The sequence below is a fragment of the Odoribacter splanchnicus DSM 20712 genome (assembly GCF_000190535.1).
Classification (GTDB): domain Bacteria; phylum Bacteroidota; class Bacteroidia; order Bacteroidales; family Marinifilaceae; genus Odoribacter; species Odoribacter splanchnicus.
Window position 1 is genome coordinate 115,770 of record NC_015160.1, and the last position, 12,731, is coordinate 128,500.

The following is a 12,731-nucleotide window of genomic DNA, read 5'->3' on the forward strand; positions in this document are numbered from 1 at the left end:
ACCACCCTGTTGGTTGCGTTCGGCGCGGCAGTCGATGAACAACGATTTCACCGAGACGCCGGAAGCCTTTGGCGACAAGATGGCATGCCAGCAAACACGCCGACGGTGACGCCTGTTTGTCGTCGGCACTGGTGGCTAATACATACACGGCGGCATGTTTTAGTGAAAATGCGGGTTTGTCTCTCCTTTCGGGGCTTCTGCCACCAGCGATTATGCTTATGCAGACTGGGTTTCTTTTGTCGCCTGGATCCTGACGGAAGACAGGACGGAACGGGAAACGGATATGAAAACCTGGTCCCGCTTGCAGGAGAAATACGATCTGGTCATACAATATTACCGGCAATATTACCAGCTGGATCTGGAACAGCTTGCAGAACAATGTCAGAAATTAACCGTTAAATAAAAAATTACAGCTATGAAACTATTGTATTTTATCGTTTTGACTGGCTTGTGTATGGCTTGTCATCAACCCCGGGTATATCGGATAAACGGTTCATTACCGGGAGCCCTGGACGGGTATGTGGTCAAATTGTATAATATCGATACGTATCCCGACGTATTGCTGGATTCTACCGTAATCAAAGATGAAAAATTCCAGCTGGAAGGAACCCGGACTTTCGAGTATCCGAAATATTGCCGTTTAGTAGTCGATATGACTCCCGATGAACCCGATCAGCGCAAAAAGACATTGAAGGCCTATCGTTTTTTTGCGGATAATACAGCCATGGAATTCCAGTGTCAGATGGACAGTATGCCGGCTTATTACTGGGAAGCGGTAAATAAGGAACACAACGTTACGCTGACCGGTTCTCCCACACAGGATCTGTATCAGGCATATAAAACCTCTGTACAGGAGTTGTCAGAAAGGTATACGGCTTTGCGGAATGAATACCTGGAAGTATATCATGTGCCGGCCCTGGACGGAATTCTCAATACGGAAAAGGGCATGAAGATTGTCCGGGAAATGAATATGCTCAAGGCTCAGCTGAACAAAGCCGCCTTCGAATTTATCAAAGCTCACAACAATTCTGTTGTATCTTTATTACTGGCGAATAATTTGTTGAATTCAACCCAGTCGGAAATGACGGTGGAGGAGATCGACGGGCTGATGAACGGCTTTGCCCCTGCCCTGCAAAATGCCTCTATGATGGGAGAGGTAAAAAAGACAGCAGAGCGGATGCGATGTGTGGCCCGCGGGGTGACTTATCATGATATCGTTCTGAAAAATCTGAAAGGAGAAAATGTGCGACTTTCGGAATATGTGAAACCGGGTGCTTATAATATGCTTGAATTCTGGGCTTCCTGGTGTAGTCCCTGCCGGGGAGAGATTCCTCATTTGAGACATCTTTATGAAGTGTGCGGCAAAGATTTCAATATGATCAGTGTGTCGATCGACGAGCGGGATACAGATTGGAAAAAAGCGGTACAAGAGGAGGGTATGCAATGGCACCAGCTGTGTGATCAGAAAGGACGTAAAGGACCGGTTGCGATAGAATATCAGGTGAGTGGAGTTCCCTATTGTATCGTGCTCGACCCGGAAGGGAAGATCGTATGCGGAGGGGTAAGGGGGGCTGAATTGGACGTCGTTGTGCAGGATTTGCTTGGAGAAAAAGCGAAAGGATTGTAGGTATTGAGAAGCTGATAGCCGGAAAGGAAACGGTGCCTGTGTTTTACTGCGGGCACCGTTTTATTTATCAAAGGATTTCCGTTCCCTTTACCTTTATTTTATAGGGCCATTGGGCATCGGTTGGCTGAGGGCCTTGGGGATTCCATCCCGGGTTCATCCGGTGTTCGGCAGGAGCTCCCATGACGATGAACCAAAGATGGCTTAAAGGTTGGTCTTTGGGGGTTTTGAAGCTGACTTTTCCTTTACGGTTTTTGTGTACTTCGCCCCGGATTGTCTGTCCTGTTGCGGTGACTCCGACGAAACCATAACGCCAGCCTGCTTTTTCCGGTGATTGAATGTTATAATCTTGTCCGGCCGGGGTTAGGCCCGCAAAGGTGATTTGTACGGTTGTGCCGGCTGCCGGGACTTGCAGGTGGATCGCATTAAATCCGTAATTTTCAGGACACCAGGCTTTCCTCACCTGATACCAGCCGTCTTTTTTTTCTTCCAGACAGGTCCTGAAATCCGGGAAAGAATTGGCCCATGGGCGGGTGATGGAAAATACCCGTTTATAATCGAAATTGATCAGGTGCTGATAAGCATCGAACATTTCGTCATTGAATTGTTCCTGGGATAGATTTTGCATCCGCTTATAAGTCATAACCGGGTCTTCGCCTTTCTTGCCTTGCCGGAATAATTCGCCGATAAACGGTAAACCTTGCCTTTCGCTCCAATATTCGAGTATATAAGGCGAACGGTAAATGTTCTCCGTATGCAGAAAAGCTTTGTGGGTATTCTTTTTAAAAGCATCCCAGTGATAGGTCTCGTCATCGATCCAGTGGGGGTTGACCTGCCAGAGCATCCATTGAGCTCCCATTTCGAAAATCCCGTTACCTCCCCAGGCGACACCTTCTCCGTCGGCGATCGACTGTAATTGAAAACTGTGTCCCAGTTCGTGAGCCACAGCATTTAATCTTTTGTCCTGTAGCCGGTTCGGAGTAGCCCAGAAAGCACCGATCACCTGGTCGTAATCGCCGCCATAGGCCGTCCCTTCCAGAGAATATTGAATCATCGCCATCATCCGGTATTTTTCACTTTGCGATCCTGGTTTGACGAATTTCAGGGAGTCGCGGTAAAATAGGTAAAAACGTTCCAGTTGATATTTCAGATTTTCCAGATCCACAGCCATCGGATGTCCCTCTAAATCGGGAGGAGCAGCTAAATCGTTCCCGAATCCTTTTTCCCAGAATATGGCCAGATTATCCGTACAGGACATGCGCCGGTAGGAGTAGCGGGAAGTGTCGGAATACCAATCCTGGCCTGCAAATTCTTTCGGTTGATAAATAGCTTTTCCCGGAGGAAGAACAAAATGATCGGATTGGCCTTGTGCCTGGGCAGACCAGCTGCCGAAGCCGGTCGACAAGATGAAATGGAATAAAATGAAATGTCTTTTCATCAGTTGGTTTTTAGTCAGGAAATCCCGGATTAAAGTGTATGAATTACATTAATTTTGATCTGTGAGCAAAAATAGTTTTTTCCCTTCATAATCCTTAGGCTTTAGGAAAAATAATGCTAGGTTGAATTTTTTTTCTTTCTATTTCGATTCCGGGCTTTATACCGTCAGACCGGGTCGCCAATTCCGATCACCGGAGACGAATGAGTAACGAAATATACCTACCATAAATTAGGAGAAACGGAGAATTAAAGTTTGCTTTTCTTTCATTGTTCCATTTCTCCATTGTTCTCAGAAAAAGGTAACTTGTGAGGAATAAAATTAGTTTTATCATCAATATTCTTCCTGAAAAAAATCATCCTTTGTCTGGAAGCGGCGGAGCTGACGGCGGAGGAAGCTCACTTCCTGTTGCAGCCTTTCCATGCGTTCCAGCATATGATGAATGGCGTCGATGCCTTCGATATTGATCGAGAGATCGTAATACAGGTGGCTATATCTTTCCAGTTCCCGGAGCTGGGAGGCGAGAAGATACCGTTCGCCGTCGACGGTGCGTATTTCGATCAACCCTCCTTCTTCGAGCGAAATAATAAAAGTCGGGTCGGTATGGCTCTTTTGGCAATATTCGTTGAAAATAATTAATTCTGTATCCATAGTTGAACGATCTTTAAGTTAGGAGTTTTGTAATTCCCGGAATAATTCCTTCTGCTTCTCTGTGAGATGAGTCGGTATCTTCACTTCATAAGTGACAAAAAGATCCCCGAACTGTCCATCCTGTTTATATACGGGAAACCCTTTTCCTCTCAGGCGTACCTTTGTCCCATTTTGTGTTTCGGGCTTGATTTTCATCTTCACTTTTCCGTTCAAGGTTTCGATAATCTGTTCTCCGCCTAATACAGCGGTATAGAGGTCGATCGGGACATTCATATACAGATTGTCACCTTCGCGTTTATATACCGGATCGTCGCCGATAACGAAAGTGATATACAAATCGCCTGCCGGTCCACCGTTCATCCCCGGGCCTCCCTGTCCGTTCAGTTTGATCGTCTGTCCGTCGGCTACTCCCGCCGGCACGGTGATCCGGATCTTTTTACCGTTGACTTCCAGGATTTGTTTGTGGGTCTCTGCGGCATCGCGTAAAGAAAGATGCAATTCGGCATTGAAGTCCTGCCCTTTGAATCCAGCCGAACTTCTTCGGCTGCTTCCCCGGCGTTGACCGAATAGGGATTCGAAGAAATCGGAAAATTCACCTTCGTTTCCGTTGAAGTTACCGCTGAAACCTCCTCCCTCTGCAGAGGACCAGTAGCCACCACCCATACCGCCGAAGCCGCCACCGCCACTTCGGCTTTGTTGCTGATAACGTTGCTTTTGAGCTTCGAATTCATCTGCATGTTTCCAGTTTTCTCCGTAAGCATCGTATTTTTTCCGTTTTTCGGGATCGCTCAGTACTTCGTTCGCTTCGTTGATCTCCTGAAACTTTTGTTTTGCTGTCGGATCGTTCGGGTTTAAGTCCGGATGGTATTTCCGGGCCAGTTTTTTAAAAGCCTTTTTGATCTCGTCCTGAGATGCCGTTTTGCTGACACCCAGCACTCCATAATAGTCGATATAAGCCATAGTAATATTTTACAAACCATTATTTAATTCTGTAAATTTACGATGGATACTAAAAAATTGTAATGGAAATAAGTTAAAATAAACTTAAATGATTATTGCAGCATTTAGCCGGATAGATAAAAATATAAAAAAAGGTTCAGGGAAATAACCAAAGTAAAAGAGTCGTTGGTAAATAATCTTTCAATTCTTTCTTCAGATTTTTTAAAGCTACTTCCAGGTGTTTTTCGACAGTACGGGGAGATAAACCGAGTTCCGATGCTATCGTTACAGCCGTTTTACGGTCAAAACGGTTCATCAGGAATATTTTCCGGGCTTGGGGAGGTAAATGATCGATGGCGGTTTCGATATGCTGCCGGAGTTCTGCTTCTACATAATATTCCCAGGTTAGCATTCCCGTAATATCCCTTTTTTGCAGGATTTTTTCCTGATATTCATTCCGGATTTTCAAGTGATCCAGATAGTTCAGACAACGGTGGCGGATAGATGTAAATAAATAGGCTTTTATATGATCCGTTCCCAGGATCCGGTTGTCTTCCCAAATGTGGATAAAAAGGTCGTGTACCAAATCCTCGGCATTTTCTGTGTTTCCTGTAAAACGGCTGGCATAAACTACCAGACCACTGTAATATTGTTTGAACAGGGTTTCGAATTTCTGGTATTCATCGGTTGAGCTAAAGGACATCACATGTAAATTTTTCCTCTTGATGCAAAGGTAAAAGATAAAATCAGGGTACTGCAAAAAAATTATTCTTTTAACTACGTATATTTTTGTTTTGAACTGTTTTCATGATATAAGTCGGATAAAAATGGATAAAATTATGAGAACAGATCCGAAACAATCGGATGAGAACCGGGAAGAAGCCGGACTGGAAGAAGCTTTGAAGTTGTGGATGGAGATCCGTCAGGTAGATCGAAAAAAAGGTTGGGAGCGGTTGGAGGCAGAAATAGGCCGGCAATACGGATTACGCCGACAGGAAAGGCGTCGTCGTTTGGGTTACTTTCGGTGGCTGGCTGCTGCCGTTATTTTATGCTTCGGGATCGGTGGGCTGCTTTGGCTTCAATCGGTACGAAAGCCTCAAACCGAGCTATTAGCCGATTGGGATAAACAACCTCGTCTGATATTAGAAAATGGAGAACAAATTTTGTTAGGCGGGGAGCAGGAAGTGAAGCCGGAAGAAGAAAACAGGAATTTTGTGATCGATCGCCGGAAGAAAAATATCGTTTATACTAACCGGCAGGGAGGAGAACAAAAAAAATGGCAGTACAATACCCTGGAAGTTCCCCGGGGGGCTGAATATGAGTTGATCCTGGCGGATGGAACCTATGTGTGGCTGAATGCCGATACCCGTTTGCGTTATCCTACCTGTTTCAATACAGACGAACGGCGTGTGTATCTCGAAGGAGAAGCTTATTTTCAGGTGACGAAAGATACCGCACATCCTTTTCGGGTAGAGTCGGAGGCACAGGTTGTAGAGGTGTTGGGTACTCAGTTTAATGTGTATGCTTATGGACATGAGGAACAAACATATACTACATTGGTAGAAGGAAAAGTTGCTGTGACCGCGTCGGCTTCGGGGCAACACGTGCAGCTTATGCCCGGTCAGCAAGCCTCGCTCGGCCGGCAAGGAGGGGAGATCGTTGTCGGTGAAGTGAACATTCAGCAGGTGGTGGATTGGAAAAATGGCATGTTTGTTTTCGATGATCTGAGTTTAGAGGCTATTCTCCGCAAAGTGGCCCGTTGGTACGATGTCGAAGTATTTTACCGGAATCAGCAGGCTAAAGCGATTGTTTTTAAAGGAAACCTTCCCCGTTACGGAGAATTGCCGGAATTACTGAAAGTATTGGAGAATAGCAGTGAGGTACATTTTTCGTTAAAAGGAAATACTTTGATTGTAGAATAGAAAAAGAGGAAAAAGTTGGTCGCTTTTTCCTCCTGAAAAGAAAACATCTGTTGGTCGCAGATGAATTGTTTAACTAATGTCTTTACAAAATTATGAAAAAAAATGCAACATGCTGGCTTTTCCCTTCGGGAAAGTGGTGGAAAATTCTCTTAATTAGGGATATTCAGTAAATGTCCCTATAAAATACAATGGCATATGAAGATGCCCCAGTATAATCACTTCATATGTCATTTTTATTGTCATTTTTCTGTATTTTCCCATATACTCTTATAGGCAGGACATGACGTTCCGGAAGAAGTCTGACGACCTCTTCTGATTTTTTCGTTAAAATCATATCATGCTGCTTTCAGCGCTCTGTTCCTGACCTTATTTATCATCAGTATGGCATTTGCCGTATGTATTCCAAAGAAAATCCAAAGGATTTCCGTCTTCCTGTTCCGTGCCTTTATCCTTGAGAGTGAGTAATGTTGCTTTTGAGTGCCGAAGCTGCCTTCAAGCCTGGTGGCCCTTTCTTTGGAGAGTTCACTTCTGAGAACCTTTCTCAAGGATTCATCCCTGGCCGCCCTTCCCTTGCGTACAAAGGATGTTGATATTCCATATTTTGTACAGAACTTTCTGTTGGCATTATTGGCATATATGGAATCGGCAGCCACGCATCTTACCCTCACATTCATGAGCTTCTGCTGCATGCGGATGCAGTCCTTCAGGCGTATACCTTCGTTGAAAGCCTTGAACGAAAGATGTTCGATGAACGATATGCCGTCTATCTGTATGTTGTTGACCTTCGCACCGAACTCGACGGACTTTGTTTCCTTGCCTCTTACAATGGGACGTACATAATGACGGTCAATGCTGACGATGCGGTCCCTGACCTTCTTCCCTACAAACATTTCCTTTTCCTGTACAAGAACCTTTCTGATGATGGAAAGACGTTTCTGGTAATCCTGGGTATAGCGGAGTAAGGTTCCGTACTCTCGATGAATCTCATCCCTCTGTATGAGGAGCTTTTCAAGAAGCCTGATCATACGACGCTTGAGCATTTTTGTCCTCGAAGCCTTCCTTTTTCTTTTCTTGCAGTAGGACAGATAGGACTCCGCTACATTCCTGTATTTGTTGCGGGGACGTCTTATGCCAGGTTCCACACAATGCCTGCAGATATATCTATAGAGCCATTCAAGGCTTTCCCAAAGGAGTTTCATGTCAGTAGGATAACGCATATGGCTTTCATAGCATGTGGCATCGGCCATACAGACGTGAAGGCTGTCAAGATAGGGTTTCCAGTGTGAAGCCAGCACTTCCTGGAGGGAATCAACATCAAGACGGGACGCTATCTCATTGCGGATAGCACTGACTATCTTGTAGTTGGTTATGGGAAAGGACGGATTTATCATAATCCCGCAGAACATCTGGTAGTGTATGTTTCCGTTAAGATGTTCCACCAGCTGCCTGTCAGAGAATCCGGTGTATGCCTTCAGGACCATGAGGGCGATCTTAGCCGAAGGACTGAAGATGTTCCTGCGTCCCAGTCGCTGTTCCGACAGACCCATAGTCTTTGCCATACACTCAAACGGAAAAACCGAATGAAGTCTGCCAAGCTCACTCTCATGAAAACTCTTGCGATATTTTTCTATAATATCAAATTCTGTAAAGCCCAAAGTAGGGTGAATTTCCGAAATATTTTGTATCTTAGCCATATCTTTGTTGGAAAATTTCCCCCGTTTTGGCTACCTAACCTCATTTTCGGGGGAATACCTAAAGATACAAAAAAGCCAACTAATTCGCAATATTTTATGTATGAATTAGTTGGCTAATTTTATACTATTTACTGAATGTCCCTAATGAGATAACAGCCATCCCTGCTGTCTTGTCGGAGATTGACATTGAAGAGGCGATTGTCTCCATAGATGCCATGGGGACACAGCGAGAGATCGTTGACTTAATACTTGATAAGAAAGGCCATTATTTGTTGTCGGTAAAGGGCAATCAGAAATCTCTGTATGAAGATATTGAATGTGCATTTAAAGTAAACGGCGGCCTTGATAAAGATACGAGCGTAGATAAAGATCATGGAAGGATAGAGGTCAGGAAGTGCTGCATTCTTCCTGCAAGGGAATATCTGCTTGCGGAAACTATTCGATCCTGGAGGGGACCGGGCACGATTATAAAAATAGAGTCAAGTCGGGAAATAAACGGGAAGACAACCTATGAAACCAGATATTATATCAGTGATGAGATCGGATTAAGCGCGTCTTACTTTCAAAAGCTGATAAGGGGACACCGGAGCATTGAAAACCAACTTCATTGGCACCTGGATGTTACTTTTAAAGAGGATAATTGCAGGGCAAGGAAAGGATACTCCTCGCAAAACTTGTCAGTGCTTAGAAAAGTAGCTTTACATATCGTATCAGAACAAAAAGACAAACTGAGTCTAAAAAGAAGACTTTACAAAGCAGCCTTGGATATTAACTATTTAAGAAAATTATTGGGATACTAATCTGATTTTCTAAATCATAAAAAGAGGCCTCTTTATGGAAAGAGACCTCTTATAAGATCTCACGAATCATAGTCAAGAGACTTTGGTTTGCAAAATCTTCACGTAAAAAATCCAGTCGTTAAGGTTCTATTTTCATATGTTAAGACTTTTCTATCTGCAAGATTACCTTTATTCCCCAATTACACAACTTTTTTTGAAATATTTTAATGATTTATGCCACAAAACATATTTTAATAGAAATTTTGGTGCGGTTGCCCTGGTATGCAAAAAGCCGATTTTTAATTTTAGGGCGAAAAATATAGGTGTTTTACTGTATGTTAAGAAAATATTAATGGTCTGTTAAGTTTTTTTTTTGCATTTTTTTTGGAATGTCAAAAAAGTTTGATATGTTTACTGCAGGTTCCTAGATGAGATGGAGAATATGCTCATGTAAAGCGTACGATAAAACTGAGCGTGCTTCCCCGGGTTTGACGGCTCGGCGCAAATGCATTCTGAATATGGACAGGCATTTGTATTTGTTATTAACTATTTTTAGACCTAAACCTATTTTTATGAGAAAACGATTGTATCTGTTACTTGCATTCCTTTGGATGGGGGTATGCATGCTGAGTGCGCAGACGAAAAATGTTTCAGGACGTATCTTGTCTGCAGAAAATGATGAACCGATAGCCGGTGCTACGGTATTGGTCAAGGGTACATCTATCGGGGTGGCTTCTGATGCACATGGGCATTTTACGCTGAAAGTGCCGGAATCTGCTACCGAATTAATAGTTTCGTTTATGGGAATGGAAACACAGGAAGTGGGAATCAAAGCGAATCTGACGATTCGGTTGAAGTCTGCCAACGAGAAATTGGATGAAGTGATGGTCGTGGCTTATGGAACAGCTAAAAAATCGAGCTTTACAGGTGCTGCAGAGGTGATAAAGAACGAACAGTTGGAAAAAATGAATGTCGTGTCTGTCACCAAAGCATTGGAAGGCACATCGCCGGGTTTGCAGGTGATGGGCGGCACCGGTCAGCCGGGCTCGGGAGCTGCAATCCGTATCCGTGGTATCGGTTCGCTGTCATCCTCTTCTGCTCCTTTGTATGTGTTGAACGGAGTTGTTTTTGACGGGGATATCAGTTCCATCAATCCGGATGATATAGAATCAATTTCAGTGTTGAAGGATGCGGCTTCGGCAGCCTTGTACGGTGCGCGTGGAGCCAATGGTGTCATTATGATACAGACCAAAAAGGGAAATGCCGAGAAGTCGACGCTGAGCGTCAAGGCTGTCTGGGGATTTTCATCCCGTGCAATTCCCGAATATTCCAGAATCGGAATAAAGGATTATTACGAGACTTCCTGGGAAGCATACAGAAATGCGTTGGTGGGGACAGGACAATCCATGGAAAAGGCTTCCGAATATGCTGCAGCCAATCTTATCAACAAGCAGCTCGGCGGCTATAACAATTATAACATTCCCGCCGATAAACTGATAAGTGCAGATGGTAAGGTGGATGCTTCCGCCCGGTTGCTCTATCATGACAATTGGGGCGATGCACTGTTCCGTACCGGGTTGAAGCAGGATTATATGCTTTCCATGAGCGGAGGCTCGGACAAGACCACCTATTATCTTTCGCTTGGCTGGCTGGACGAGGAGGGGATTATGACCCGTACGGACTATCAGCGTTTCACGGCAAGAGCGAATATTAACAGTCAGTTTACCGACTGGTTCAATCTGGAGGGAAATATGGGGTATACCAATGACAAGAGCAATCAGATGATGCAGGCAGCGGGAACATATGCCATCAACCCGTTCTTTTATTCCCGTATGATTGCTCCGATATTCCCGATTTACAAGCGCGACGAGCAAGGTAATTATATATTGGACAGTGAGGGAAACAAGGTTTTTGATTATGGAGAGAAACGCCCTTTCAACGGACGGACCAACAATCTGGCGACATTGATTCATGATGCAGTCTGGAATCAGACCGATAATTTCAATATCAACGTCACTGCCGGTACGAAGTTCTTGCGCCACTTTACTTTCAAAGTGAGCGGTAGTGCGGATATATTGAATCGTCGTTATACCAAAATGTATAACAATAAGTTCGGTGATGCAGCCAATGTCGGAGGACGAGGCAGCGTGGAGGCTTTGAGGATAGAATCGCTTACATTCAACCAGATATTGAATTTTAATAAAGAGCTCGGACTGCATAATGTATCTGCAATGGTGGGACATGAAAGTTATCGGTATGTAGAGAAGAGTGTTTTTGCACAGCGTACCGGTTTCCCATTGGAGATGTCGAATGATTTGGTATTTGGTGCGCAGTTGGAGGATGGCAGTAGCCAGACCGATGAGCATGCGATAGAAGGTTGGTTCGGGCAGGTGGGGTATGATTATGCCAATCGCTACTATATATCAGGTTCTTATCGCCGGGACGGTAGTTCGCGTTTCTATAAAGACAGCCGTTGGGGTGACTTCTGGTCGGTGGGTGCATCCTGGAGAATTTCGCAGGAAGCCTTTATGAAAAATGCCAAATGGATGGACAACTTGAAGTTGAAAGTGTCGTACGGAGTGCAAGGAAATGATAATATCCTTGATGAAAATGGATATCCCTATTACTATGCATGGCAGAATTTCTTCGAGCCATATCCCAATCATGATTTTGGAGGCGTCATTCATAGCACGACAGGCAATAGGGATTTGCATTGGGAGAAAAATACCAATTTCAATGTCGGCCTTGAATTCAGTTTCCTGAACCGTATCCGTGGTGAGGTGGACTATTTTATCCGTAAGGGGGAAGATATGCTGTATGCTGTTCCTGTCCCTTATTCCACTGGGTTGCCTTCCATCATGCAGAATGCCGCATCGATGGACAACAAGGGAATAGAGCTGCAATTGTCTTTTGATATTCTAAAGGAAAGGGCATTCAAGTGGACGTTGGATTTTAATTTGACCCACTATAAGAATAAATTGACTAAGCTGACGCAAGATGAGGTTTGGGTCAGTACGAAAAAATGGGTGGAAGGCGGTTCTATCTATGATTTCTGGCTGATGAAATGGGCAGGGGTGGATGCTGAAAACGGAGATGAATTGTGGTGGTATAAAAACGGAGATGCCTGGGAAAAGACAAATGATTATTCGTTGGCGTCCAAAGATCCGAAGAGTAAACAGTATGTAGGTTCTGCTATCCCTAAAGTATATGGCGGTTTTACCAATAATTTTTCGTGGAAGGGGTTGAACCTGTCGGTATTTTTCTCCTATTCTGTCGGAGGCAAGATGTATGACAGCAATTACCAGCGTTTGATGCATGCCGGCAGTTTGGGACATGCATGGCATAAGGATATATTGAAACGTTGGAGAAAACCGGGTGATGTGACCGATGTGCCAAGAATTGAAAAGGGTAATCGGTATATTTCAAGATCCAGCAATCGCTTCTTGAAGGATGCTTCTTACCTGTCGTTGCGTAACATCAATCTTTCCTATACGCTTCCTGCGGAGTGGAGTAGCCGTGTGGGAATGTCGTCCGTCAAGGTGTTTGTGAGCGGGGACAATCTGGTGACTTTTACAAAATTGAAAGGAATGGACCCGACCCAGGCGTTCTCCGGAGTGAGCGATAATACCTACGTGCCGAACCGAGTGGTTTCTGTTGGTTTGAATATTAATTTCTAAAATAGACAAT

General features: G+C 44.3%; 9 protein-coding genes. 4 read left to right on the forward strand and 5 right to left on the reverse strand.

Features of this window, described 5'->3' with window-relative positions; genetic code table 11:
• Positions 1-415 precede the first annotated feature (415 nt).
• Entirely contained in the window at positions 416-1,627 is a 1,212-nt protein-coding gene (locus tag ODOSP_RS00495) for a TlpA disulfide reductase family protein (RefSeq protein WP_013610462.1), read from the forward strand.
• A 67-nt stretch (positions 1,628-1,694) separates the two neighbouring features.
• Here ODOSP_RS00495 and ODOSP_RS00500 read toward each other — a convergent pair whose 3' ends face one another.
• From ODOSP_RS00500 to ODOSP_RS00515, 4 genes are all read right to left on the reverse strand, one after another.
• Positions 1,695-3,062 (reverse strand): DUF6055 domain-containing protein, encoded by a 1,368-nt coding sequence (locus tag ODOSP_RS00500; RefSeq protein WP_013610463.1) that lies wholly within the window; start codon positions 3,060-3,062, stop codon positions 1,695-1,697.
• Positions 3,063-3,392: 330 nt separating this feature from the next.
• Entirely contained in the window at positions 3,393-3,710 is a 318-nt protein-coding gene (locus tag ODOSP_RS00505; protein ID WP_013610464.1) for a chaperone modulator CbpM, read from the reverse strand.
• A gap of 18 nt (positions 3,711-3,728) precedes the next feature.
• Positions 3,729-4,670 (reverse strand): DnaJ C-terminal domain-containing protein, encoded by a 942-nt coding sequence (locus ODOSP_RS00510; RefSeq protein WP_013610465.1) that lies wholly within the window; start codon positions 4,668-4,670, stop codon positions 3,729-3,731.
• Between the two features lie 136 nt (positions 4,671-4,806).
• A complete protein-coding gene (locus tag ODOSP_RS00515) occupies positions 4,807-5,352 on the reverse strand; it encodes an RNA polymerase sigma-70 factor (protein WP_049782792.1) in 546 nt (181 codons plus the stop codon).
• Between the two features lie 136 nt (positions 5,353-5,488).
• On the opposite strand from ODOSP_RS00515, the gene ODOSP_RS18575 reads away from it, so the two are divergent.
• Complete coding sequence (locus ODOSP_RS18575) at positions 5,489-6,571, forward strand: FecR family protein (RefSeq protein ID WP_167535978.1); 1,083 nt, start codon at positions 5,489-5,491, stop codon at positions 6,569-6,571.
• Positions 6,572-6,906: 335 nt separating this feature from the next.
• Here the strand turns inward: ODOSP_RS18575 and ODOSP_RS00525 are convergent, their stop codons facing one another.
• Positions 6,907-8,265, reverse strand: coding sequence for a transposase (locus tag ODOSP_RS00525; RefSeq protein ID WP_013610468.1), 1,359 nt, complete (start codon positions 8,263-8,265; stop codon positions 6,907-6,909).
• A gap of 149 nt (positions 8,266-8,414) precedes the next feature.
• On the opposite strand from ODOSP_RS00525, the gene ODOSP_RS00530 reads away from it, so the two are divergent.
• The gene (locus tag ODOSP_RS00530) at positions 8,415-9,065 is read left to right on the forward strand and encodes an ISAs1 family transposase (protein WP_262496254.1); all 651 of its coding nucleotides are present in this window, start codon (positions 8,415-8,417) and stop codon (positions 9,063-9,065) included.
• A 551-nt stretch (positions 9,066-9,616) separates the two neighbouring features.
• The gene (locus ODOSP_RS00535; protein ID WP_013610470.1) at positions 9,617-12,721 is read left to right on the forward strand and encodes a SusC/RagA family TonB-linked outer membrane protein; all 3,105 of its coding nucleotides are present in this window, start codon (positions 9,617-9,619) and stop codon (positions 12,719-12,721) included.
• Positions 12,722-12,731: the final 10 nt, after the last annotated feature.

Excerpts from the sequence above, each read along its gene's own strand:
- ODOSP_RS00495 (WP_013610462.1), top strand. The coding sequence starts at position 416 with ATGAAACTATTGTATTTTATCGTTTTGACTGGCTTGTGTATGGCTTGT.
- ODOSP_RS00500 (WP_013610463.1), bottom strand. The coding sequence starts at position 3,062 with ATGAAAAGACATTTCATTTTATTCCATTTCATCTTGTCGACCGGCTTC.
- ODOSP_RS00505 (WP_013610464.1), bottom strand. The coding sequence starts at position 3,710 with ATGGATACAGAATTAATTATTTTCAACGAATATTGCCAAAAGAGCCAT.
- ODOSP_RS00510 (WP_013610465.1), bottom strand. The coding sequence starts at position 4,670 with ATGGCTTATATCGACTATTATGGAGTGCTGGGTGTCAGCAAAACGGCA.
- ODOSP_RS00515 (WP_049782792.1), bottom strand. The coding sequence starts at position 5,352 with ATGTCCTTTAGCTCAACCGATGAATACCAGAAATTCGAAACCCTGTTC.
- ODOSP_RS18575 (WP_167535978.1), top strand. The coding sequence starts at position 5,489 with ATGAGAACAGATCCGAAACAATCGGATGAGAACCGGGAAGAAGCCGGA.
- ODOSP_RS00525 (WP_013610468.1), bottom strand. The coding sequence starts at position 8,265 with ATGGCTAAGATACAAAATATTTCGGAAATTCACCCTACTTTGGGCTTT.
- ODOSP_RS00535 (WP_013610470.1), top strand. The coding sequence starts at position 9,617 with ATGAGAAAACGATTGTATCTGTTACTTGCATTCCTTTGGATGGGGGTA.